Origin of the sequence: Rivularia sp. PCC 7116, assembly GCF_000316665.1 — a bacterium.
Lineage (GTDB): Bacteria > Cyanobacteriota > Cyanobacteriia > Cyanobacteriales > Nostocaceae > Rivularia.
On the sequence record NC_019678.1, the window covers coordinates 3,111,786 to 3,136,901 of the forward strand.

The following is a 25,116-nucleotide window of genomic DNA, read 5'->3' on the forward strand; positions in this document are numbered from 1 at the left end:
GTAGGCGGGCTTAGTTTCAGTAGCCTCAGCCTTCCAGGATGTTAGCGGAGCGTGTCCGTAAGGACATGGGCGATTAAGCGCAGCCTCATACAGAATTGGTATAACAACTAACAACTAACAACTAACTTTTACATATGCAGAATTTTCAAATTGACGAAATAGCTTCAACTGTTGCCGAAAAATCTTATAGTCGTGAAAGTTGGCAAGGTGGATATCAATCCGTAAAAGAAGAGTACGATTACTGGATTGATGATATTGAGGGGGAAATACCGGCAGATTTAAACGGTACGCTGTTTAGAAATGGTCCCGGTTTGTTGGATATTAACGGACAAAATATTCATCATCCTTTTGATGGTGATGGGATGATTAGTAGAATTACTTTTACCAACGGACGCGCTCATTTTCGCAATCGTTTTATTCGGACTCAGGCTTATTTAGAAGAGCAAAAAGCCGGAAAAATCCTTTATCGCGGCGTATTTGGTACGCAAAAACCCGGCGGTTGGTTGGCAAATGCTTTCGATTTTAATTTGAAAAATATTGCGAATACTAATGTTATTTATTGGGGTGGTAAGCTGTTAGCGTTATGGGAAGCAGCAGAACCTCATAAACTCGATCCTCAAACTTTAGAAACTTTAGGTAAAGAATATTTTGACAAGGTTTTATCTGAAGGGGAAGCTTTTGCCGCTCATCCACGTTTCGATCCTAGCTGCGAACAAGATAATGGCGAACCTTGTTTGGTCAATTTTTCTATCAAGCCGGGATTATCTACAACTATTACTATCTTTGAATTAAATACTGCGGGTAAAATTATCCGTAAAACCGCTCATAGCGTTCCAGGTTTTGCTTTTATTCACGATTTTGCAATTACTCCTAATTACTGCATATTGTTTCAAAATCCCGTTGCTTTTAATCCGATTCCTTTTGCTTTGGGAATGCGCGGTGCAGGAGAATGTATTAAATTTCAAGGAAATCAACCGACTAAAGTAATTATAATTCCGCGAACATCGGGTACTAATGAAGATAACAATAAAAATAAAGTACAAATATTAGAAACGCAATCTGGTTTTGTGTTTCACCATTGCAACGCTTTTGAAAAGGATTCGGAAATAATTATTGATTCTATTTGCTACGAAAATTTACCAGAAGTCGAACCCGAAAGCGATTTTCGAGAAACTGATTTTGATGCTTTAAAACCCGGACAATTATGGCGGTTTCATCTTAATCTCAAAGATAATAAAGTAAGCCGAGAATTAATCGAAAGCCGTTGCTGTGAATTCCCTTGCGTGCATCCAGAGAAAGTTGGGCGTGAATATCGTTATTTATACACGGGTGCGGCTCATGGTGATAGCGGCAATGCACCATTGCAAGCATTTGAAAAAGTAGATTTACAAACCGGTGAAAAACAAATTTGGAGCGCTGCACCTGATGGTTTTGCTAGCGAGCCGAATTTTGTGCCGCGAAATCGTCATGGTGATGAAGATGATGGTTGGTTGTTGGGTTTGGTGTACGATTCAAATCATCATCGCTCTGATGTGGTAATTTTGGATGCTAAAGATTTGAATAAGGAACCAATTGCCAGATTACATCTCAAGCATCATATCCCCTATGGATTGCATGGGAATTTTGTTAATGATGTGTTTGTTAATTCGTAATTATATTGTAGATATCTAGAAACCCGATTTCTTCGAGAAACCGGGTTTTGTGCAACTTTAAAATGTTATTGCGAGTGAAACGAAGCATGAGCGCGAAGCTGTAGATGGGGAGCAACGGTTAGGGTTAATTTTCTTAGTTCTTAATAGGAGTAAATAATTATGTTTACTTACTTAATTGCCCTTGAGCGCTTCCGATAAAAAGCGCTAAAGCGCAACTACGAACCTTTTTTTCATCTTATTCATCCAATTGACGCAGCAATCTTTCAGCTTTAAGCGAATTAATAGCAAGAGTTAAATTTTCAGTATCTTCAAAATCTCCGAAGATTTTTTGAGCAGTTTGGAATTGCGATATAACTTGATTTAAGTCGGAATCCGATAATTTTCTGACATTTTCTTTGCTGCTAATAGCTATGTTATCTATGGCAACACCAGCTTGATTTGCAACTAAACTGTCTTTATCCTGCAAAGCTGCAATTAGTTCAGGTAAACTTGAACGAGCATATACTCCTATTCTCCCCAATGCTTCAACTGCATTTAAGCGTACATCTGCTTGGTTATCCCAAATTGCTTTTGTTAACGCTGGGGTACTTTCTTTTGCAGCTTCCCCGATAAAACCGAGTAACTCAGCCGATTCTGCTCTAACTGATGTTTCTTTTGCTCTTAAGCTAGCGATATATTCTGGAACAATTTTTTTGGCATCTGAAGGGAATTTACCTAAAGCTTCAGCAGCGCTTAAACGAACTGTCTTGCTTTTATCTTGCAATAATATTTTCAAGGTAGTAACAGCATTTTTTGCTTTTGGAGCAATACCACCCATCGCTTTAACAGCATTTACGCGAACTATTTCATTTTCGTCTCTTAATGCTGCAATTATAGTAGGAAAAACAACTTTATTTGTGCTTCCAATTCTACCTAAAGCATAAATAGCTTTCGCTCGAATATTAATGTCTTTATCTTCAGCTTCTTCAATCAGAAATGTAATTGCAGAACTTGCTTTGTTACCTATTTCTCCTAAAATATCAATAATTTCGCTACGTACAGAAACTTCTTCTGTCTGTAGTGCTGTAATTAAATTAGGTACGGCTTTGACTCCGATGCGATTCAAAGCGTATCGGGCACTGTTACGAACTAAATAATTGCTATCTTTCAAAGCTTTGATTAAAGCTGGTACGGTTGAATCAGTTTTCTTCGTATTCGATAGTGCAAAAGCTGCACGTTGACGAATTAAGGGGGATTCATCTTGCAGAGCTTTAACTAAAGTTGGTATAGCTAAAGTTGTTTTCGAGCTACCAATGTAATTTAAGGTAAATGCAGCCACATAGCGAACTAATTCTTGTTCATCCTGCAATGCTTTAACAAGAATCGGTATATTGTTATTGCTGCGAACTATTTTACTGAAAGCAGAAATATTCGTGGAAGCGATGCTATTTAAAGTCGAAGCTGCACTGTAACGAACCGATTTATCTTTATCTCCTAGAGCTTTAATAAAAACTGGAATTGTAGTTTTGGGTTTACCTGTATTAGCTAAAGCCAAAATTGCACGACGACGAACTGATGATGAATTATCTTGCGATGCTTGAACGAGAATTGGTGTAGTAATGGTTGCTTTTGTACCACCAATGTAGATTAAAGCAAGGGCAGCACTGTAACGTACTAATGGCTGTTTGTCTTTTAAAGCTTTAATTAGGGGAGGTAAAGATACCTCGGTATTTTTCTTGATTCTAGCTATTGTTATTGCAGCTAGAGAACGAACCCAGACATCTTCATTTTCTAAGGCTTGTAACAAAGCTGGTATTGCTGGTGTTCCTATTTTTTGTAGCGATTCTATTGCTTTTTGCCTTTCTTCTTCATCTATACTATTAAACTTATAAATATAAAGATTCGCTGGCACACTTGAAGGTTGTTGTGCCCAACTGATTGGAGCGGAAGATAATAGTAATAAATAACATAATAGATTAGCTGTAATACCAGAAGCAAGTGCAGTCAAACGAAGCGATAAAATTGTCGTTTTGGTTTTATTTAGCACAAGAAATCCTAGAAAAGCAACTTCTGTCACATACTATTATTTTAAGTAAATTGCAGCATCTTTTTAGTATTTATTAGAACCTAAGCGTATCTTTTATACTTAAGTTATAATTTTAATAATCAAAAGTAAAATTTCTGTGTTTTCAGAAGATTAAATTTAATCATATTTATAGCTGTTTTTGCTATTTATCGAACTTATTTGAGCAGAGAATCTGTAAAAATTACTTAAAAGTTAATGTAATATTAATCCGATATTAAAAAATCTTAATTGCTCAAAAAGACTAAAAATTATATTTATTTTTTCAGAGGTATTTTTAGCTTAATAGCTCATTCCAAGTCTCTGGCTGAGAATGCCGTCTCAAGAGGCTCTGCCTCTTATATATAGCGGTTTTCTTTTGGATAGAATACAAACTCAACCTCACCCTCGTTCCCTCTCCTTAATAAGGAGAGGGATGTCCGACAGGACAAAGTGAGGTTGAAAGTGTATTGCACTCAACTGAAAACCGCTGTTAACTGCTTTGCTGAGCCTTAAATAATGTATTACTTGCCCCAGAAAAGAAACAAGTTATATCGCAAATTGTGTATTAAATTTTATCTACGAAAAACCTTACAGAGTCAACAGTTGAGTATCTGACTCTCTATTTATACAGTTGTTTTCACTTGTATCGAATACAGATTAACCTCACCCCTTCCCCTCTCTTTACTAAGGAGAGGGGTGCTATATTACACTTAACTGAAAACTGTTAAATTGCGCGGGAAAATTTATTTTTTTGCGTAGTTTTGCGAGAATCAAAGATGACTGCAATATTTCTGACTAATAATCTACCTATTTCTGTGACATCGATTTGATTGCTTGATAACTTAACTAATCCATCTGCTTCTACTAATTTTAAGGCTTCTAATTCTTGGGAGAAATACCGATTAAATTTAATATCATATTTTGATTCAATATCTGAAAATCGTAAAATTCCCCCAGACATAATTGCCATAATTACATCTCTCCTAAGAATATCATCCCAAGTTAATTGAAATCCTTTACTAATTGGTAAAATCCCTGCTTCGACTGCTTGATAATAATCTTTAAGTTTTTTATGATTTTGAGCATAAAAATCTCTAAGCAAACTTACCGATGTCGAACCAAAACCAAATAACTCTGTTTCCGCATGGGTTGTATAACCTTGAAAAGTGCGTCCTAAGCTACCATTACTTTTAGCGATCGCTAATTCGTCGTCGGCTTTTGCAAAGTGATCCATGCCAATAAACTGGTACTGATTTGCAGTAAGTTCTTCAATTGTCAATTTAAAAATTTCCAGTTTTTCTTGAGGTTTGGGCATTGCTTCAACCGGTAACTTTTTCTGCAACGGTTTCAACCAAGGTACATAAGCAAAATTAAATACAGCAATTCTATCGGGATCTAATGAAATCGTCTTTTTTACAGTTTTCCAAAAACCATGTAAATTTTGAAAAGGTAAACCGTAAATTAAGTCCACATTCACGCTTTTAAAACCAGCTTCTCGAATCCAGTCCATTACATTAAATAGCATTTCTTCCGGTTGGACTCGATTTACAGCTACCTGCACTTGATAGTTAAAATCTTGAATCCCGAAGCTAATTCGATTAAATCCAATTTCTCGCAGAAATAAAATGTAGTCTCTATCTACAGATGTAGGATTAATTTCAATCGAAACTTCTGAAGAAACATCAAGATTGAAATATTGATTGATGTTTCCCCAAAGCTGTTTTACCTGATGTATGTTTAAATAATTTGGGGTTCCTCCCCCCCAATGCATTTGCACCACTTTTCTATCGGAATCAATCAAACTTGCTGTTTGGTGAATTTCTTTAACTAAATGCTCAACGTAAGGAATAGCAATTTGTTTTTTCTCTGAGATTACAGTATTGCAACCGCAGTAATAACAAGCACTTTCACAAAAAGGTATATGAAAATATAAAGATAACGGAGTCTTTCTATGATTTGAGCTAGAAATAGCTGACTTAAAATCCTTTGCTGTAAAGGTTTCGCTTAATTCTGTGGCGGGTGGATAACTCGTGTATCTCGGTGTGGGAGTATCGTATTTTTTTATAATATCTAAGTCAAACTTAACGCCAGGAAATTGGAATACCATTTTTGTTCGTTGTTAGTTGTTAGTTGTTAGGAGTTGGTAATTAGTAATTGATAATTGGTAATTGGTAATTGGATTGTTTCACATCATCCCATTACCCATTACCCCATCCGATCTCAATTAGCTGTAGCGGTTTCATTACCAATCAATTTGTGAAACTTCTCTTCACCAATAGATTGAATTAAGATTTCTTCCAATTCGTTAGCTATCTGCATATTGAAAGAAAATGAATGGTTGGCTTCTGCAACAATTTTTTCGGCTGTTATGTTGTCAACAGGTACTTTATCAAGAGCGTCGCGATATTTGTTTTTGAAGGCTGTTTTGTCGGGTATTTGCTCGAAGTTATAAAAAGATGTGCCTTGATAACCTTCTAAATTCAAGGTTGATTGCACTACTTTTTGCAACATCTGTCCGCCCGATAAGTCGCCCATGTAGCGAGTATAGGCATGTGCTATCAATAATTCTGGCTGTTTTTGCGATACTTCACGAATGCGAACAATGTAGTTATGAGCCGCATTTAACAGTTGAAGTTGATTTTGCCAATCTGAACCATAATAAAACTCTAAATCTTTTTCTAAATTGGCTTTACGATTTAGTTCGGGAAAATAAATCATACCCACACAGGAGTGATTTCTATTATTTTCGAGTGCTGCTTCAAGTTCGCTGTAAACAAAATATAGGTTACTCAAAAATTTTGCAAAGCAATCTCTATCAACAAGCCCTTTTACAAAACACTTCATAAAACCGATTTGTTCCGTTGCGGCATGAGACTTTTCAGTTCCCGAACGAAGTTTTATCGCTAGATTGTTACTCATTTCTAATCCTGCACTGATGAAACGCTATCTTCTGTCAGGATTTACGCAGTTTGAATTATTGTCCCCTCGGTTCCGATTAAAACAAATACGCGAACGCTGAAACGAGCATCGAGGGGGAATAACCATGCAAAGTTACTACCATTTCTACAATACTTGCCGCACATTTTATTTTTTGTATCGCTATATAACTAAAAACATTTCTTCATATCTTAAGGTAAATCTGAAAAATTGTGTTGGTTTATTTCTTTAACGAATAACTCATATTTGCTTATTGCGAATATATTCATATAGCGTATTTTTCACTTTAAGATTTAATAATTTCATTTCTCAATTTCTATAAGCAATTATTATGTATTATTCTTATCTCAGATGTTTAAAAAGCGCTAATATAAATCTTAAGTTAATTTAAAGTTAAGCGATACATCGGTTTTCACTTGTATCCTTTTGAGAAAAAATTTTGATATGAAGTTTATGCTATATGGGGGTGCAATTGGCTAACTCACAAGGAATACGAGTCGGAGATAAAGTAATAATTTTACGCCCCTCTCACATCGCAGGGAAAGTTGGTTTTATTTACGCCAAAGAAATATTGTCGGATGAAGAAGTAAGTAAGCGCTGGATTGTCCGCATAGATTCGGAAAACATTATGGTGTCTTTAACTCCTAAAGAGTTTGAACTATTAAGTAAGTCTTAGCTATTATGATTTTTATCGCCCAAGGTATGCTGTGAAAGTATATTGCAAAGCTTGGGTGAATTACTTTAACTTTCATTTGAAGGTTCGTCGTGAATTCCGAGTTCCTTCTTACTATATTTCAATGTTTTCCACAGAGCTTTAACTCGCCTATAAGCCTCTTCAGAAGTAATTTTGCCAGAAGTTTGCAAATTGACGATATAGCCAACCTTTTGGGAGAATTCCTGCAAATTTGCATTAAATACTAAGTTTTCTGGTTTAACCTGACCGTAGTAACGACTCAGAGGGTGAAGAAAATTCTCTTTATTTACTTTATCTGATTCTTCCATACCTGCTCCACGATAAACTTTCTTTAAAATTTAATTAACCTTTCGTTAACCTTATTGGCTATATTTGTTATAAATTACCTCAATATAATTTATACAATCATCTACCTTAAGACTTATTCAGACTCGCTACATGTATAAAAAAACACAAATCGGCATTTAAATACGTAATGGTACATATAAAAATAATCATAGGAAGATTAATTTTGCAGATCAAAAATAAACAATATGCATTCAAATTGACAATATTTATACAATATATTATTGCAGTATTTTCTCAATAAACAAAGATTCTCGAAAGTGAACTAGATAGGCGATTGTTTTTGTAAATCAATTTAAATATTTTTGACTAAGATGAAAAATAGCAATTATTAATGGATATATAGCTGAAAGTGGATAAATAAAAGAATTCTCATGGCAAAGTCTCTTCCAAGCCCACAGCCAGAGCTGGTTAAAGAAGGTGTAAAAGCGCCAGTACAGGAAACACTGTTAACTCCTCGGTTTTACACTACAGATTTTGATGCTGTGGCATTGATGGATATTTCGGCGCATGAGAAGGAGTTAGGGGCGATTGTAGACGAGTTGAAAGCCGACTATAACCGCCATCACTTCGTGCGCGATGAAGAATTTAAACAGACTTGGGACAGTATTGATGGTGAAAAACGCGAAGCTTTCATTGATTTCTTAGAGCGCTCTTGTACTTCTGAATTTTCAGGATTCTTGCTATTTAAGGAATTATCGCGCAAACTCAAAAACCGCAATCCCATGCTAGCGGATGCTTTTAACTGTATGGCGCGAGATGAAGCACGTCATGCAGGATTTTTAAATAAAGCAATGGCGGATTTCAATCTTTCTTTAGATTTGGGTTATTTAACCAAAAGCCGTACATATACATTCTTTCCCCCAGAATGGATTATTTACACGGTTTACCTATCTGAGAAAATTGGTTATTGGCGTTACATTATTATGTTTCGTCACTTAGAAGCAAACCCAGAAAATCAATTCTATCCACTATTTCGTTACTTTGAAAGTTGGTGTCAGGATGAGAACAGACATGGAGATTTCTTCAAAGCGCTGTTGCGATCGCAGCCCAAACTTTTCAATAATTGGAAAGCCCGTTTGTGGGTGCGTTTCTTTTTATTAACTGTATTCGTCACTCATACGCTGACGGTATTTGAACGAGAAAACTTCTATAAATCACTTGGTATAGATGCTCGCGAATACAACAAACAGGTAATTGAAAAGACTAACGAAACATCCGCAAGAGCATTTCCAGCAATCTTGAATACCAAGCATCCAGAATTTTTCCGGAGATTGGAAGAATGTTCCGATAGTAATTTCCGGTTAACGGAGATTAGCAATAGCAATCGTCCAGGAATCGTCAAATTATTGCAAAAAGTACCTGCTTTTCTTTCGATTTTTGGACATATGGTGCGGTTGTTTATGATGAAGCCAATTGATGCTGAAGTAACAAGAACAGCTGTACATTAAATAGATTTTGTAGGGGAATCAATTTAGATTTACTGGCTAAACAATCGAGAATAAATAAGCGTAAATCCTTTTCTATTATTTTGAAAATTAAGATAAATTAAGAAAATTTTGATATTTTATAAATCTTACTAAGATTACTTTTAATGTGAGTTAAGGCAATTAGGGTAGGACACCATTCGAGTTTTGTGAAAATAGCGTAAGGGAACAGGTAATATGATGTCCGGTTAGTTACCTACTATATGGCTTATACCATTTCTTTATAAAGATGCGCCGAATTCAGCCCCTGAAGAGGGGCTTCGTTTGTCTAGCCCCACTCTTCCAGAGTGAGGGCTTTTAGCGCAGCCTCATACAGAATTGGTATTAGAACAAAAAAAATTGTTTTTACCAATTACCAATTACCAATTACCCATTACCAGCCCTCACAGATACGATCACTGTTTAACCGGACATGATAAATTCCCTATTCCCTATTCCCTATTTTCCTAAATTTAACTTTAAGTTTGTCCTTGAGAACAGAGGCAGAAGTTAGATTATTACCTAGATTATTTTCTGAGATAAGTTGCCAATCATACTCTCTAGCCAAAAGCGCTGCAAAAAGCTTCATTTCCAACTTTGCGAATTCCTTACCGATACATTCGCGCATACCAGCAGCAAAAGGTATGTGAGCAAAAGGTTTTGATTTATCTTCAGCCCGAGATGGTGCAAAACGTTCTGGGTCAAATTTTAACGGTTCAGTATATATACTACTATCTTGATGAGTTTTAGGAACAGCGTATGACACAGTCCAACCTTTAGGAATCAAGTAACCGTTAAATTCACAAGATTCAATTACCTCTCGAAAACCACCACCAACGGGGGGAGAAAAGCGTAAAACTTCTTTAATAACTTGGTCTAAATAAGTCATTTGCTTGAGATTTTCCGCAGTTAGAGGTTGCGAAAATCCTAATTGCTGCTGTTCTTCACGTATCTTTCTAAAAACATCGGTATGCTCTGCTAATAACAGACACATGGAAGCAAGTGCTGATGTTAATGTTTCATGTCCTGCGAATAGTAAAGTTAATACTTGGTCTTTAATTTCTTCTAAACCAAGACTACTACCATCATCATCTTTAGCTTGTAATAATATTCCCAAAGCATCTTTATTTGAAGCGGGTTGCTGTTGACGCTGCAATACTATTTCTTCAATCTTTTGTAGTAATAATTGGCGACAACGTAATGCTTTACTAAATTTAGTTCCAGGTAAACGAATTGGAAGGGTAAACAAACCTGCTATCCACTCTTCAAATAGTTCTAATAACTCACTATCGCTTGCTTTATTTGTTCCGATAAGTAACTTACAGGCTACATCAAAAGTATATTTTCTAATTTCTGGATACCAAGTCAAAGTATCCGTTTTTTCCCATTTACTAATATAATCTTGCAGGATTTCTTCCATTGTGGAAGTATATTCACTCAAAGCTCTTGGTTGAAAAGCTTGTGATAAAATCTTGCGTCGCTTTTGATGAATATTTCCTCTTTGCACTGCAACAGAAGCAGGACCCAGTAAAATTCTAGTACTAGGAGGCCATTGATTAGAAAAGTATTTATTATCATTGGTAAATAGAAAACGGTTAGCTTCCGAACCAATCATAATTATTGTGGGATTGCCAAAAATACGAGTCTTAAACATAGAGCCGTACTTTTGATATCGTTTTTCTGTAAAATCTGCATCGCGAACAAAGCTGATAGTTTCACCAATAAGTGGTAAGCCTAAGTTTCCAGGAGGTACGGGAAGTTTTTTGGGGTTAATAGTTGCCATTCGATTTTGGATTTTAGATGCTTAATTATGATTTTTAACCAAAAAATGTAACGAATTTTACAAAATTTCTTGAAATCAGCAAAATTTGAGCTAGGGTAAATCTGTAGAGAGGCGACATAATGCCCCATCGGGCACGCTGCGCTAACGCTTCTCTACATTTATGTTGATAACAAATAATATTTAATTTTTACATTTTATGGATAAAACATCTCTCCTAATGTCCGAGATTCCTTCTCCTGCTTATATTTGTCCGTTCGACCAAGCCTGTAGCTATTTAGACGCAGCAGCGAAAGAATTAAACTTAGACCAAGGTTTATTAGAAATACTCAGTCATCCACGTAAGGTAGTTACAGTTTCGATTCCGGTAAAACGAGATAACGGTGAAATCCAAGTATTAGCAGGACATCGCGTCCAGCATTCTGATATTTTAGGTCCCTATAAAGGTGGTATTCGTTTTCACCCAGCAGTCACATTGCGAGAAGTTTCGGCTTTAGCAATGCTGATGACTTGGAAATGTGCATTGTTGGGTATACCCTACGGTGGTGGTAAAGGAGGGATTGCGATAAATCCCAAAACTTACAGTGTTAGCGAATTAGAGCGTATTTCTCGACGTTATATTAGCGAATTAATCAAAGATATTGGTCCATCGGTAGATATCCCCGCACCAGACATGGGCACATCAGCCCGCGAAATGGCCTGGATGATGGATACTTATTCTGTAAATATGGGTCATTCCGTACCTGGAGTCGTCACCGGGAAGCCACTTTCCATCGGTGGTTCGTTAGGAAGAGAAATGGCAACCGGACGTGGTGTAATGATTATTGTCCGCGAAGCATTAGCAGATAAAGGAAAATCCTTAAAAGGTACCCGAATAGCCATCCAAGGGTTTGGAAACGTCGGTGGTGCTGCGGCTGAATTGCTACATCAAGCAGGTGCAAAAATTATTGCTGTATCTACAGGCTCTGGTGGTGTTTTTGCGGAGAATGGTTTAGATATTGAGGAACTAAAAGCTTATCAGAAAGACAATAATCGAAAAATTTCGGGATATCCTCAAGCAAAACCAATTAGTAATGCAGAGTTACTAACATTAGATTGTGACGTATTAATTCCCGCAGCTTTAGAAAATCAAATTACCAAAGAAAACGTTAATCAAATCCAAGCAAATTTAATTGTCGAAGCCGCAAATGGCCCAGTTACCCTCGAAGCAAATTTATCATTAGAAAGGCGTGGTGTAACGGTATTACCAGATATTTTAAGTAATGCCGGTGGAGTTGTGGTTAGTTATCTCGAATGGGTTCAAGGACTTTCTTATCTATTTTGGGATGAGCAAAAAGTCAACGATAAAATGCAAAGTTTAATGGTGCAAGCATATCGTAAAGTTATGCAGCAATCCCAAACCCGAAAAATTTCTCCAAGATTAGCAGCTTACGTATTGGGAGTAGGAAGAGTAGCCCAAGCATTGAACGATAGAGGACTTTATCCTTAACAGTGAGCAGCAAGCAGTGAACAGTTAACAGTTATCACAAAATAATTGGTGATTCTTAAGTTAAATTCACATATTGCTTTATTATCAACATCGACGGGGAATGCAATTCCCCGTCTAATAGCGAAAGTCCTATGAATAGGACTAAAAAAAGAATCGGAAAATGTATGTTGAAAAATAGTTGTATGAGTTTTAACTGCTCACTGTTAACTGCTAAATGTTCACTGTTTCTGATATTCTCCACCGCTAGCACGGAAACCTTTTTCTTGGAGGGTAATATTTCCGTTAGTGGCATTATTAATAATAAAATCTACTTCGCCGAAGGGAATAAATCTCACGTAGTAAGCAGTATTATCTTTGATTGCAACGTAGCTTTTAAACTTACTTTCCGCATCAACTTTCGGCAATCTTGTAGCTTCAACAGCGTATAATTCTGTCTTTTCGGCACGATTGTTGTAAACATTCATATAAATCTGATTTTCTTCGGCATAAATTCTTACTGTTCTGCTGTCAGTAGCAAAATATAATAAGGTTGAAGCATCAGCAGGATTTGTGTAAGTCAATTCAATTACATCTTCACGTACCCAGCCGATGTCATCTGCTTCGGAACCAAATTTCACTTTATACCAAGCATGGGTATCTCCAGCAGGCTTGGTTTGATCGAGAATTTTGACTTTATCGCCTTCTTTTCCTTCGTGAATAACGCGACGATTCAGCGAAGGTCCCGAACGTATGTTAACTGTATTGATAGTATCGCTGTTGGTTTTGAGAATTCCTTGGCTGGGTGTAGAAGCTTGTGAGTCTGTCATGAAATTTTCTCCCTGGCTTTATAGTCAATAAATAGTAAAAAGTATTCAGATTTACCACTATTATTTGTTACAAATTCTCAGAATGCATTTTTTGCAACATTCTGAAATGTTTGGGGAAAGTTTGGGATTAAAAACCGCGGAGGGAAGAGGTTTTAGAAAGATAATGGGTAAGAGTATTAATTATCTTTCATTTTTATAAACCTAAACAGTAGCGAACAGCAGTTTCAACTTCCAGCATTTTTGGCTCTGAAATTGTTTATCTTAGAAAAAATAGAGCTTGAGATCGTACATGAACAAAATTTTTACCGCAGTAATCTATTGGGAAGAAGATGTCTATGTGGCTGAATGTCCTGAAGTGGGAACAGCTAGTCAAGGAGAGACGATAAAAGAGGCTATTAATAATCCCAAAGAAGCAACATAATTGTATTTAGAAGAGTTTCCCATACCTAAGAATTATCTTTAATATAAAGGTAATCTTTTATAAAGTGCATGAAAATAGTTGTAATTTGTGTATTCCAGTAAACCACATACCATGACCATAAAAGAAAAACTACTGCAAGAAATTGAAAAAGCACCAGAACCTCTTTTACAAGAAGTATTAGATTTTATTCAGTTTCTGCAAAATAAGCGCCAACAAGAAAAATTAGAAATTACTCTTTTGAGTGAATCCTCACTACAAAAAGATTGGTTGAAACCTGAAGAGGACGAAGCATGGCAGGATTTATAAAAGGTGATGTCGTTATTGTCCCATTCCCTTTCTCTGACTTAACCCAAGCAAAACGTAGACCTGCTGTAGTTGTATCTAATATAAGGGGAAATGACCTCATTCTTTGTCAAATTACTAGTCAAGCTATTAGTGATGAATATGCTATTAGCATTAACATTAGTGACTTTATTTCAGGTAGACTTAATCAAATTAGTAACATCCGACCTAATCGTTTATTTACAGCGGATGAATCAATTATTATTTATAGAGCAGGTCAACTCAAACCAGAAAAACTAGAGGAAGTAATTATCAAAATTATTGAGATACTGCAACAATAAATTTTTCACTTTAAATCATCCAATAATTCTTGCAACTTATTTCTTAAATTTCTAACTTTCTCATCATTCGGTGCAATTTATAACGAACGATTAAACTCTGCTAATGCTGCTTCGTAGTTTTTTATTGCTTCTTCTTGTTGTGATAAACCTGCTTGTAAATCCCCTAATCTTTGTAAAGCGTTTCCTTTATTATTGTGAGCATAAATATTATCGGGAGGGTCAAGTTATTAATATATTCTGCAAAATGCTTGATTAAATGATGTCGGTCGATAAATAATTCTAAATCGGGTTTTCCTGGAGAGTTTGATGCTTGTTTCTTATTTATACTCATACCAACACCGATTTGATAATAGTCATATTTAAGTAAATACTATCAAAATCATTCTTGTTTATTGGTTTCTTAAATCACAGAGCTTTGATTCCGAAAATATAAACCAATATCTTGTAGCCTAATAGTTAAGACTTGAAACCCAGCCAGGTGGATTTTGCTTGTGTAACCCCAGACATAAGAGTTTGAGGGCAACTTTTTCAAATTTAATATAATACCATCAAAATATACCTTATACACCCAGGAGAATATCCCCAAGTGCAGCCAGATTTAATCGGTTTAGAAATTACTAAAGGAGAATTAAGACGCTTGACAGGAGTAGATTCAGAAGATGTATTTCGTCCTTCTATTCTAAAAAACCGCGAAAAACGATTTGGCTTTTTTATGAATGAAGTAATTACAGCTTTAGCTTTTACTCCTATTGTTGTCGGTTTTATTTATGCATTTATTATTTTACCTACGATTGGTTCTTCAATTCTTATCGGATTAGCTTTGTTAGCTTTGGTACCGGTCATAGTGATATTTGTACGGTGGTTTTGGCGACGAAAAACTTGTCCCAAATCCTTAACAAAACTTCTTGATGAAGTTGATGAATATCATGAACTTATACAAGCTATCGATATTAATGACCAGTTAGATACAGCGGGAAATACGCAAAGCAATATTAATGACAGAGATAAAGTTATTGCTGCATTACAACTAATTAGAGAAGATTTAGTCCGAGCTTTGAAAACGGAACGAATTTTACGGGATAATAAAAAGTTACTTGCTAACAATCAAGATTTATTTGTCAATAATTTAGCCAATCTGCAAGCTTTGCAAGTGAGTACGGAAGCTAGCGAATACGCTCGACTTCTCAATCAATCATTGCAGATTGCTGTTGATGTTCAATCTCAGATCAAAAAATTACAGTCAGATTAATCGATAAATTTGATTAAAGATATGACTGATGATCCACACCCTGCGGTTGAACAACTGATGATCCACACCCTCCGGGTGAACAACTGATAACTGATAACTGAAATGACTGCAAAACCAAAAATCATTGTTCTAGATGATGACCCTACCGGTTCTCAAACTGTCCACGGTTGCTTGCTTTTAATGCAGTGGGATGTAGAGACTTTGCGATTGGGACTAAAGGATGATTCACCGATTTTTTTTGTTTTAACTAATACTAGAGCATTAACTCCAGAAAAAGCAGCATCTATAACTAAGGAAGTTTGTCATAATTTGAAATTGGCAATTGAAGCTGAGGAAGTTAAGGATTTTCTAGTTGTTAGTCGTAGTGATTCAACTTTGCGAGGACATTACCCAATTGAAACTGATGTTATTGCTGAAGAAATAGGTCCTTTTGACGCTCATTTTTTAATACCAGCATTTTTTGAAGGAGGACGTATTACCCGCGACAGCATACATTATTTAATGATGCAGGGCGCTCCGGTTGCAGTTCATGAAACTGAGTTCGCTCGGGATTCAGTATTTGGATACAATCACAGCTATTTACCTAAATATGTAGAAGAAAAAACTCAAGCACGTATTACAGCCGATTCTGTAGAAAGATTTTTACTTGATGATATTCGTAGCGGCTGTCTGGAGCGTTTAATGAAACTCACCGGTAATCAATGCGGTGTTGTTGATGGCGAAACCCAAGCGGATTTAGATAAGTTTGCTGAAGATGTATTAACTGCTGCCAGTCAAGGAAAACGCTTTTTATTCCGTTCTGCTGCAAGTATTTTAACTGCTTTAGCTGCGCTGCCTCCCCAAGAAGTTTCTCCAGAAAATATGGCTGAGTATGTAATTACGGGGAAACCTGGGGCAATTATAGTTGGCTCTCACGTAAAAAAAACAACTCAGCAGCTAGAAGTACTTTTAGAAACAAAAGGTATCGTCGGAATCGAAGTAGATGTAGCCCAGTTACTTGATAAAGAGAATCAATCTGCTACACTGCTAACCGATATACTCAAAAATGTTCGTGAAGCACATAATTCTGGTAATACACCAGTTGTTTATACCAGCCGTCAGGAATTAACTTTTGAGGATATCGATACGCGATTGGAATTTGGAGCTAGGGTTTCAAACTTATTAATGGATATTGTGCGAGGTTTACCTTCTGATATCGGATTTTTAATCAGTAAGGGAGGTATTACCTCTAACGACGTTTTAAGTAATGGTCTTGCTTTAAAAACTGCCCGTTTACTCGGTCAGATTCTGAATGGTGTATCTATGGTTAGAACTCCAGAAAATCATCCTCAGTTTCCCAATTTACCAGTAGTACTATTTCCCGGTAATGTTGGTGATACAGATGCGATCGCAACTGTCTACCAAAGATTAAGTAAAAATTTAAAGTGAGGCTTAATAACAAGAACGTATTTGAAAATCGCAGAATATTTCAATTTTTCAAACACAAAAGTTCGCATTTTGACGGGAATAAAAAAATAATTATCTAAGATACCTGCATTTAATGGTATGGTAGTGCGTCAATTAAGCAAATATCTTTTATGTATGTGAATTGTTTTCAATAATACATTGTACGTATGAGATATTTTTTAATTATAATTCCCGATATAAAATTTTCGAGAATTGTTTGATGTCCGCGTTTTGGCTGGTGTTGCATGACTTCAGAAGAAGCTATTCCAGATTTAGATTCTAACAATGGTGTTTCTGAGACAGACTCCAAAGTTACACTTTCCGATAGTACGGAATCTACCGCTATTAAGCATAATGATTCTGTTTCCAATCAAAATAATGTGGAAGATAATTCTACGAATCATCTTTCTTTAGAGTCAGTTTCTAATCAAACTAAGGCTGAAGAAATTACAGTTATTCCTCACGAAGAAACGGTATTCCCGAAAACTGAGGTTGGAGAAACTACTGCTACTCCCCCCAACGAAATTGTCTCCAATCACACTAGTATTGTTAGTGTTGGAGATAATAAGACTACAGTTTTAGAGAATGAATTAGTTTCTAAGCAACCGAATGCTCAAGAACAATCCGCTTCTAAAATTGAAAATTTAAACTCTGATTCTACCGAGCAACAAATTGATAGTGACATAAGTCTTGATACATCGTTATTAGAAAATGCGGCATATCAAAAAATACAGGTAGAAATCCGTAGCGAAAAAGACAGATTGGTATTAACTTTACCCAGTGTATCTGAAGCGTCTGTGTCGGAATATAGTTGGTCTGAAATTTGGCAGCAAATGAAGCTGCGACTTTTGGCACAAAAACGCTTTTTTGACTCTAAGATAAGCGTACATTTGATTGCACACGACCGCTTACTTGATAGCAGACAACTTCAAGACATTGCCGAAACCCTAAGCGAGATGTCTTTGCAACTCAAATCCGTTGGTACCAGTCGTCGTCAAACTGCGATCGCAGCAGCGGGTGCGGGTTATTCTGTAGAGCAGTTGCAGCTAAAAACGGCTTTTTCCTTTGAAGCCTCAAAAAATAGTTTACCCCCAGCCGAACCACTTTATTTAGAGACTACCGTGCGTTCCGGGGTAGAAATTCGTCACAGAGGTAGTGTAATTATCTTGGGAGATGTAAATCCTGGTGGTATTGTAGTCGCAGAGGGCGATATCCTGATTTGGGGTCGTTTGCGTGGGGTTGCCCATGCAGGTGCCCAAGGCAACAGCGAATGCACGATTATGGCTTTACAAATGGAACCAACCCAGTTGCGAATTGCCGATGCTTTAGCTAGAGCACCAGAGAAATCGCCTACGCAGCACACCGCTGAAGTTGCGTACATGACGACTCAGGGAATCCGCATTACCAAAGCTAATGATTTTTCTCGAATTAGTTATTAGTTATTTGTTATTAGTTATTTAGTTATTAGTTCTCACAACTAACAACCAACAATTAACAACTAACAACTCTATTATTTTTTAATGCCATCACGAGCGCGTTCGTAATCATGACTCGAATTGTTGTCATTACCTCCGGTAAAGGAGGGGTCGGAAAGACCACTACTACAGCCAATCTGGGCATGGCTTTAGCCAAAATAGGTCGTCAGGTAGCATTAGTTGACGCTGATTTTGGTCTGCGAAATTTGGATTTGTTGTTGGGACTCGAAAACCGTATTGTTTACACTGCGGTGGAGGTTTTGGCTAGGGAATGTCGTTTGGAACAAGCCTTGGTCAAAGATAAGCGACAACCCAATTTAGTACTGCTACCTGCGGCACAAAATCGCACTAAAGAAGCTGTCACACCAGACCAAATGAAACTGCTGGTAAATGCTTTAGCGCAAAAATATCAGTACATCATTATCGATAGCCCCGCTGGCATCGAAATGGGTTTTAAAAATGCGATCGCTCCAGCAAAAGAAGCTTTAATTGTCACAACACCCGAAATAGCAGCCGTGCGTGATGCTGACCGGGTAGTAGGGTTATTAGAAGCACAAGGAGTAAAGAAAATTCACTTAATAATTAACCGAATAAAACCCGCAATGGTTCGGTTAAATGATATGATGTCTGTGCAGGATGTTCAGGAACTTCTAGCAGTTCCCTTAATTGGGGTTATTCCCGACGACGAGCGGGTAATTGTTTCTACCAATCGTGGCGAACCTCTGGTTTTATCAGAAAATCCTTCTTTAGCTGCGACTGCTTACGATAACATTGCTCGTAGATTGGAAGGGGAAACGGTAGATTTTCTTGATTTTGACTCGTCCCAAGACAACCTATTTTCCCGCCTCCGAAGGTTATTGTGGACAAAAATAATTTAATCAAATCCAGTATGCGCTCATAGGGCTGCAATGATTCTTGAACTTTTGGAAAGACTTTTTTTTCGCGGTAACGATAACAGTCGCAATGATGTTAAACGTCGCCTGCAATTGGTTATTGCTCACGATAGGGCCGATCTAAGCCCTCAAATGATAGAGAAGATGCGACAAGAAATTCTAGAAATTGTTTGTCGCTACGTGGAAGTTGAAGCTGATGGCTTGGAATTTTCCTTAGAAAGTAACCAGCGCACAACAGCTTTAATTGCTAATGTACCCATTCGTAGAGTAAAAGACTCTGCTACGGAGTCACAAACAGGTGAAAAAAAGTCTGAGTAATTTTATTTAATATTTTGTAATAGAAGGCTATGTGCTTTTGCCATCAACTCTGGGACAAAAGTATATATTTTTTATTGGGTAATGGGTATAGGGTGTAAGTTTTGGGTATTGAGCAGCAAAAAATACAGCATTTCCATTGAAAGAATAACTCCTATACATAAACATGGGGCTTGTATCTGTAATAGGAATTACTTGAGGTTCTTTAAATTTACCGGGGATTAAGTAATTAAATAAACACAAAAAAGTTTATTAGTGAACTTTTATGTCACATTTCCAATGCCCCATTTCCTCAAATAAATGAAAAATCCCGTTTCAGTCTAAACTGGAGCGGGATTGCCTTGAGTCTTGTTTGTTTGTTCGACTTCGGAGCGTTAACTTATTGATAAGCTACTTGCGGACCAGCCCAGATATCAGTATTCTTTCTACCAAAGGTAGTAGGCTGATCTAATTCTGGTGTCGCAACTGTTTTTCCGTCATTAGCAACTGTAATCGTAGGCCAAGTCTCTTGACCCATCTCGCCAGCCCGAAACACGACGTTATCAGGTGTATTTTTACTCCAACCTAATAACACCGCAATGTCATACTGATGATTCTTTTGAGAAGGAGCAACTGTGTTGGCGCGATTCTTCTCACGGTTCCAAATTAGTGCTTGGTCGCTAGCGTGAGCAGTATTAAATAAACCTTCAAACTTGCGTGCTAAGAAGCGTTCGCCATTTTCAGACCAGCCAACAGGAACTAGTACGCCGATTTTTCCTGGAATTTGACTATCTTTACCCGCTACTTCCTTCGCTTTAAGTAGCGGATCTATTAAAGCAGAAGTTGATGCAACAACCTTCAGATGATTTGTTTTTCTATCTTCGACAAACAACACGCTACTAACGCGGCTTTTGTGCATTTGCGGTTTAGCTTCTAACTTTACCCGACTGTAAATAGAATAACGACCATCTGGAGAAATTACTGGTACGCTACGGTAATAACGTATTCCCGAACCGCCATTAGCACTTACAGTTTCCTGAGTAGCCGTTATCCACTTCCAAGGAATTGCATGAGGGCTTCCAATTGGATCTTGCTGAGATAATTCCGATTCTTCTTGTTCTTGAACTACAGGCGCATCGGTTGGTTGAGGAACTAAATTTCGTCTCAAAGCTAAGACTTTACGAGCTTTAAGCGATTTTGTACCCGCTAACTTAGCTACCAAAATATCTTTTTTTGAAGATTGAGTTTTTGCAGCTTTTAAACGCTGTACCAACTTAATTCCACGAGCAGAAATTTTACCCGATCCTACCTCAGCACTACTAACAGGAGGTGCAAGTTCAACTTCTTTAAATGGGTCTTCGTTAATTGAAGAAGAATTCTTAGAAGACTTTACTTCTTCTTCTGTAGTTACAGTCTCTATTGTCAAGGACTCTACGACATTAGGCTGTATAATTTTTGGCTCAATAACCGCAGCTAATTTCATTGACTCAGAATTAACTTCTGGTGTCAAAGTTTTCACTGTCTCTGGTTGCGATAATTTGTATTCGCTAGCAATCGGAACTTCTACTATTACCGATTCCAATTCTGGCGTTTCGGCAGTAAGGGAGTTTGGTTGCGATTGTTTTGCCGAGCTGGAGTGTCCTGATGCTCCTACTAAAGGCGCAATAAGCACTACCACTAATACGTACTTTAGGAATGGTTGCACGCGGAACCATCCTGATAGTAAAAGATGTTTCAGCATTTGTTGGTTGACTCTCTAGAGGGCGGTTGCTGTGGGAGGAGCAATGCCTCACGGCATGGAGCAGGCTATCTTTAATATGTATAACAGGGAACTTCGGATTTAGCGAGATTATCTACTTTAATTTCGCATAGTTTGACGATAACAGGGTATCGTTTTTTACTCATTTTCCAAACAATTGTTTAGAAAAATTATGATTTATATCAACTAAATCGAGTCACAATATTGTTACCTAGGTATAGAAACCCTAAAAAATAATAGTAGAATCGGATGCTACTTCTAGAAAGTAAATTAAGTTACAACTTACTTGACTTTCCTAGAGTAGGAATTATACCTAATCAAATATAACCTAGATAACTTTATACAGGTATAGAAATTAAAATCTTAGGTGCTAAGTACCTACTGGATTTTACTTCAACATTTCCAACACCGATTCCGGCGATCGCGCAAAATATTCAAAAGAATAGTAGAAGAAAAACTAAAAAACGATTACATACACATTATGCGCGTTTTACTACAGTGAAACATATCAAAGTTTCAATTGCAACAGTAAAACCAACGAATTTCGGCAGGAAAACTTAGTTTAAACCGCTTGCTCTTCACTAAAAAATATAAAAATGAAGAACGCAATATATAAAAATATAAATTTTTGAATATTTGCTTAGTTCTTCATCAGTATAGCCTATAGATTTATTAGAGGCACTCTATCGATTGACTTATTGTGAAAAAAATAGTAAGGATACTCCAGAAGTATATATTGATGGATGATGTTAGTGTTTAGAGTTGAAAAGTAAATCGTTTGAATTTCATGAAAGTAATATTTTTTGGCACTCCTCAATTTGCCGTTCCTACTCTAGAAAAACTACTCAATCATCCGGAATTTGAAGTACTTGCAGTTGTGACTCAACCGGATAAAGTTCGGGGACGGGGCAAGAAAGTAACTCCTTCCCCCGTCAAAAGTGTTGCTCTGATGCATAATTTACCTGTATGGCAGCCTCAAAGAATAAAAAAAGATGAAGCAACTTTGAAGCAATTAAAGGAAATAAATGCAGACGCATTTGTAGTAATTGCTTACGGACAGATTCTTTCGCAAGAAATTTTAGACATGCCAAGAATTGCCTGCGTCAATGTTCATGGTTCGATATTACCCGAATATCGCGGTGCGGCTCCGATTCAATGGTGTTTGCATAATGGGGAAGAGGAAACAGGAATTACAACTATGATGATGGATGCGGGTATGGATACCGGCGCAATGTTACTAAAAGCGACTACACCCATCGGATTGCTTGATAATTCCCAGGATTTAGCAGAAAAATTAGCATCAATCGGTGCAGATTTATTGGTAGAAACGCTTATAAAACTTCAAAATGAGGAAATTGAACCTATTCCTCAAGATAATTCCCAAGCAACTTATGCACCTTTGATAAAAAAAGAAGATTATCGTTTAGATTGGTCTAAAAGTGCCATACAGTTACACAATAAAATTAGAGGTTTTTATCCTAATTGCGTTGCAACATTTCGCGATCGACCAATAAAAATAATAGGCACTGTTCCCCTAACTGCGGACAACTCTTATCAACTGCCTAAATTACTTCAAGAAATAGAAACTAAACTACCAGAATTATCAAATTTGTCAGGTAAACCAGGGGAAGTTGTAAGTATTGTAAAAGGTATAGGAGCAATTATCCAAACTGGAAAAGGTTTATTATTGTTGCAAGAAGTACAGTTAGCCGGTAAACGCCCTCAGTCGGGTTGGGATTTTGTCAACGGTAGTCGTTTAACTGTTGGAGAAGAGTTAGGGGTTTAAGAACAGGTTTCTAAAATTAGTTTTAGATGTGAAAAAAGTTATTATTTGGAGATTATGAAGGCGACAGCAAAAATTTGGCTTAGGTAGGTAAGTATAATTCGTAATTCGTAATATCACCCTCCGGGTGACGCAAGCTACGTAATTCGTAATTAATTCCCCATAAATGAAATTTAGGGGCTTTAACAGAGTATAGTCCACGGATGAATCCGGGGGCTTTAAACCTAAAAAATACTTGGTAAGTATCCTCCAGCCAAATTGTTTATGCTTCGCTAGCTTTTATCATCAAGAGAGCCGTTATTATAGTTTTGAAAATATTTGCAACCTTTACAAGGTCCAACCGGATTAACTGCACAACGGACAATTTCTGAAAGAGCGTTATAGCTACAACTGGCATCACCAATTACCCAACGTCCGTTTACTAAAGTTTTTTCATCCGGTCTTTTTGCTGATTGTACGTAAATGGCAATCTTGTGCAAGCAGTAGCGTCCTTCTTTTAATTGGTAGCGATGGTGACGTTCTAAAACTGCATATGTTTTACCTTTTAAGTCAATATAATTCCCTGGTTGCGGTGTCCAATCAAGATTTATGTTGCCCAGAGACTCACGTGATGAGGTTAAAATTACTTCCGTTAGTACTGAATTTGGCTCCATGTCGCAGTTGATTGGTTTACATTATTAGGATATTAGCGCAAATGTTTGCATCTTCCTCTATTACCAACTATAGGGAAGATTGCTTCCATAAAGATCTAGTTTTATACCCTGCGAACTAAAAAACCCACCCGTTGAATGGGTGGGAATATTAATTAATAATTTAAGTACTTGGATGTTTTTTCTTTACTCAACCAAGAAAACGCTGTTGTAAAGCTCTGAAATATGCTTTGAGCGGAATTTGATAAACCTCTATGAATAGCCAAATGATAATTGTTAAATGAGAGAAAAAAGTCAGTATTGTCCAAATGTATGGAACCCAGGACAAAGGAGCATTCGGATCTGGAGGGAAATTATAAGCAACTAATGCAATCAAGGAGGTAGGAAGCAATACAAAAGCAACAGTTGCTAATACATAACCCCAGCCAAATTCGACTCCTTCTAAATGGGCTTCCGTCCAGTAAAAGCCATTCCAGCCCCAGACTAAGGGAGGTTCTCTTGAAGGCATTTTTAGCTGTTGTTGCTCTAAGTTAACAGTAAAAATTTGATGGCAAAAATCACAAGACATTGCCTCCATTAAAGGCATATTTTGAACTTTTCCGACTCTACATACCGGACAAGGGTAAACTCCTTTATAGTCCAATGGAGTAGCTAGGTTTTTAGAATTTGGGATTTTAAACATCTGTTTGGGGCATTTTAATAATGATTTACCTTCCTAGCACGAACAGCAGGAGCGCATATTATCATTTACAAAACAAGATTCTCAATCATCTCTCACAAATCGTTAAGCAATCCTTGTTTAACTACTAGTCGGTTAAATTTTTGACTATACTTGATAAGTAGACAAAATTCTTTAGCCGATAAATTTTATCTCGTTCGCACTCTACTTTAGGTCTGTATTTAAAAACCTATACAGTAAATTTAAATAATTAGGTGGATTTGTTAAGACGACAAAAGGAAGCAAGGAATAAAAAAACCAAAGCTAAGATTTATAATTTTAATCTCTTCCACTTTTGCCGTCTTCGGTATTGAGGCTTATAGAACAATTTGTTATCTACTTGAGACATTAGTTTACTTTACGACTTATCTTCAGCAAGCCTATTTGATATCCACTCGCACATACTGTTTCTAGTTTAGAGCGCTTGAAGACTCTAGAGTGTGGCTTTCATCAAAAAAACTTTTTATGTATTGCATGGCTTTATGCGTAAAGAATGTATTCGCATAAGTAAATGAAGTAGAAATGAAGCCACAGAAACAGTTTCTAAAGAAGTGGTGAGAAATACTATTTTGATTGATTTAAGCTACGAGTG

The 25,116-nt window shown here is 36.8% G+C and carries 22 protein-coding genes; 13 read left to right on the forward strand and 9 right to left on the reverse strand.

Going from position 1 to position 25,116, the window contains the following annotated elements:
- Nucleotides 1–134 precede the first annotated feature (134 nt).
- A complete protein-coding gene (locus tag RIV7116_RS12155; RefSeq protein WP_015118593.1) occupies nucleotides 135–1,652 on the forward strand; it encodes a carotenoid oxygenase family protein in 1,518 nt (505 codons plus the stop codon).
- Between the two features lie 235 nt (nucleotides 1,653–1,887).
- Here the strand turns inward: RIV7116_RS12155 and RIV7116_RS12160 are convergent, their stop codons facing one another.
- The 3 genes from RIV7116_RS12160 to RIV7116_RS12170 form a co-directional block, all read right to left on the reverse strand.
- On the reverse strand, nucleotides 1,888–3,708 hold the full coding sequence (locus tag RIV7116_RS12160; RefSeq protein WP_015118594.1) for a HEAT repeat domain-containing protein: 1,821 nt from the start codon (nucleotides 3,706–3,708) through the stop codon (nucleotides 1,888–1,890).
- Nucleotides 3,709–4,420: 712 nt separating this feature from the next.
- Complete coding sequence (gene hemN, locus RIV7116_RS12165; protein WP_015118595.1) at nucleotides 4,421–5,803, reverse strand: oxygen-independent coproporphyrinogen III oxidase; 1,383 nt, start codon at nucleotides 5,801–5,803, stop codon at nucleotides 4,421–4,423.
- Between the two features lie 113 nt (nucleotides 5,804–5,916).
- On the reverse strand, nucleotides 5,917–6,615 hold the full coding sequence (locus tag RIV7116_RS12170; RefSeq protein WP_015118596.1) for a heme oxygenase (biliverdin-producing): 699 nt from the start codon (nucleotides 6,613–6,615) through the stop codon (nucleotides 5,917–5,919).
- A gap of 484 nt (nucleotides 6,616–7,099) precedes the next feature.
- Here RIV7116_RS12170 and RIV7116_RS12175 point away from each other — a divergent pair, with 484 nt between their 5' ends.
- On the forward strand, nucleotides 7,100–7,309 hold the full coding sequence (locus RIV7116_RS12175; protein ID WP_371261646.1) for a hypothetical protein: 210 nt from the start codon (nucleotides 7,100–7,102) through the stop codon (nucleotides 7,307–7,309).
- Nucleotides 7,310–7,374: 65 nt separating this feature from the next.
- Here the strand turns inward: RIV7116_RS12175 and RIV7116_RS12180 are convergent, their stop codons facing one another.
- Nucleotides 7,375–7,635: a hypothetical protein gene (locus RIV7116_RS12180; protein ID WP_015118598.1), complete on the reverse strand. Its 261-nt coding sequence runs from the start codon at nucleotides 7,633–7,635 to the stop codon at nucleotides 7,375–7,377.
- Nucleotides 7,636–8,046: 411 nt separating this feature from the next.
- Between RIV7116_RS12180 and acsF the strand changes: the two genes are divergently transcribed.
- Nucleotides 8,047–9,123 carry a magnesium-protoporphyrin IX monomethyl ester (oxidative) cyclase gene (gene acsF, locus RIV7116_RS12185; RefSeq protein WP_015118599.1) on the forward strand — a complete coding sequence of 359 codons (1,077 nt, stop codon included), beginning with the start codon at nucleotides 8,047–8,049 and terminating at the stop codon, nucleotides 9,121–9,123.
- Between the two features lie 460 nt (nucleotides 9,124–9,583).
- On the opposite strand, the gene RIV7116_RS12190 is transcribed toward acsF, so the two are convergent.
- Nucleotides 9,584–10,921 (reverse strand): cytochrome P450, encoded by a 1,338-nt coding sequence (locus RIV7116_RS12190; RefSeq protein WP_015118600.1) that lies wholly within the window; start codon nucleotides 10,919–10,921, stop codon nucleotides 9,584–9,586.
- Between the two features lie 196 nt (nucleotides 10,922–11,117).
- Here RIV7116_RS12190 and RIV7116_RS12195 point away from each other — a divergent pair, with 196 nt between their 5' ends.
- A complete protein-coding gene (locus RIV7116_RS12195) occupies nucleotides 11,118–12,407 on the forward strand; it encodes a Glu/Leu/Phe/Val dehydrogenase (RefSeq protein WP_015118601.1) in 1,290 nt (429 codons plus the stop codon).
- Nucleotides 12,408–12,625: 218 nt separating this feature from the next.
- Here the strand turns inward: RIV7116_RS12195 and RIV7116_RS12200 are convergent, their stop codons facing one another.
- Nucleotides 12,626–13,213: an SH3 domain-containing protein gene (locus RIV7116_RS12200; protein ID WP_015118602.1), complete on the reverse strand. Its 588-nt coding sequence runs from the start codon at nucleotides 13,211–13,213 to the stop codon at nucleotides 12,626–12,628.
- Nucleotides 13,214–13,502: 289 nt separating this feature from the next.
- On the opposite strand from RIV7116_RS12200, the gene RIV7116_RS34895 reads away from it, so the two are divergent.
- The 8 genes from RIV7116_RS34895 (at nucleotide 13,503) to minE (ending at nucleotide 19,638) form a co-directional block, all read left to right on the forward strand.
- Nucleotides 13,503–13,634: a type II toxin-antitoxin system HicB family antitoxin gene (locus tag RIV7116_RS34895; protein ID WP_015118603.1), complete on the forward strand. Its 132-nt coding sequence runs from the start codon at nucleotides 13,503–13,505 to the stop codon at nucleotides 13,632–13,634.
- A gap of 111 nt (nucleotides 13,635–13,745) precedes the next feature.
- The gene (locus RIV7116_RS12205) at nucleotides 13,746–13,940 is read left to right on the forward strand and encodes a DUF2281 domain-containing protein (RefSeq protein WP_015118604.1); all 195 of its coding nucleotides are present in this window, start codon (nucleotides 13,746–13,748) and stop codon (nucleotides 13,938–13,940) included.
- Nucleotides 13,925–14,257, forward strand: a complete 333-nt coding sequence (locus tag RIV7116_RS12210) for a type II toxin-antitoxin system PemK/MazF family toxin (RefSeq protein ID WP_015118605.1) — start codon at nucleotides 13,925–13,927, stop codon at nucleotides 14,255–14,257. Before RIV7116_RS12205 ends, RIV7116_RS12210 begins: the two co-directional genes overlap by 16 nt.
- Nucleotides 14,258–14,843: 586 nt before the next feature.
- The gene (locus tag RIV7116_RS12215) at nucleotides 14,844–15,506 is read left to right on the forward strand and encodes a hypothetical protein (protein ID WP_015118606.1); all 663 of its coding nucleotides are present in this window, start codon (nucleotides 14,844–14,846) and stop codon (nucleotides 15,504–15,506) included.
- Nucleotides 15,507–15,608: 102 nt separating this feature from the next.
- The gene (locus RIV7116_RS12220; protein ID WP_015118607.1) at nucleotides 15,609–16,934 is read left to right on the forward strand and encodes a four-carbon acid sugar kinase family protein; all 1,326 of its coding nucleotides are present in this window, start codon (nucleotides 15,609–15,611) and stop codon (nucleotides 16,932–16,934) included.
- Nucleotides 16,935–17,197: 263 nt separating this feature from the next.
- Nucleotides 17,198–18,391 carry a septum site-determining protein MinC gene (gene minC / locus RIV7116_RS12225; RefSeq protein WP_015118608.1) on the forward strand — a complete coding sequence of 398 codons (1,194 nt, stop codon included), beginning with the start codon at nucleotides 17,198–17,200 and terminating at the stop codon, nucleotides 18,389–18,391.
- Between the two features lie 107 nt (nucleotides 18,392–18,498).
- Nucleotides 18,499–19,305, forward strand: a complete 807-nt coding sequence (gene minD / locus RIV7116_RS12230; RefSeq protein WP_015118609.1) for a septum site-determining protein MinD — start codon at nucleotides 18,499–18,501, stop codon at nucleotides 19,303–19,305.
- Nucleotides 19,306–19,335: 30 nt separating this feature from the next.
- Nucleotides 19,336–19,638 (forward strand): cell division topological specificity factor MinE, encoded by a 303-nt coding sequence (gene minE / locus RIV7116_RS12235; RefSeq protein WP_015118610.1) that lies wholly within the window; start codon nucleotides 19,336–19,338, stop codon nucleotides 19,636–19,638.
- A gap of 376 nt (nucleotides 19,639–20,014) precedes the next feature.
- Here the strand turns inward: minE and RIV7116_RS12240 are convergent, their stop codons facing one another.
- Nucleotides 20,015–21,355, reverse strand: a complete 1,341-nt coding sequence (locus tag RIV7116_RS12240; RefSeq protein ID WP_044290902.1) for a hypothetical protein — start codon at nucleotides 21,353–21,355, stop codon at nucleotides 20,015–20,017.
- An 805-nt stretch (nucleotides 21,356–22,160) separates the two neighbouring features.
- Between RIV7116_RS12240 and fmt the strand changes: the two genes are divergently transcribed.
- A complete protein-coding gene (gene fmt, locus RIV7116_RS12245) occupies nucleotides 22,161–23,159 on the forward strand; it encodes a methionyl-tRNA formyltransferase (protein WP_015118612.1) in 999 nt (332 codons plus the stop codon).
- A gap of 269 nt (nucleotides 23,160–23,428) precedes the next feature.
- Here fmt and RIV7116_RS12250 read toward each other — a convergent pair whose 3' ends face one another.
- The gene (locus RIV7116_RS12250) at nucleotides 23,429–23,809 is read right to left on the reverse strand and encodes a DUF6464 family protein (protein ID WP_015118613.1); all 381 of its coding nucleotides are present in this window, start codon (nucleotides 23,807–23,809) and stop codon (nucleotides 23,429–23,431) included.
- A 187-nt stretch (nucleotides 23,810–23,996) separates the two neighbouring features.
- Nucleotides 23,997–24,479, reverse strand: coding sequence for a hypothetical protein (locus tag RIV7116_RS12255; protein ID WP_044291775.1), 483 nt, complete (start codon nucleotides 24,477–24,479; stop codon nucleotides 23,997–23,999).
- Between the last annotated feature and the right edge of the window lie 637 nt (nucleotides 24,480–25,116).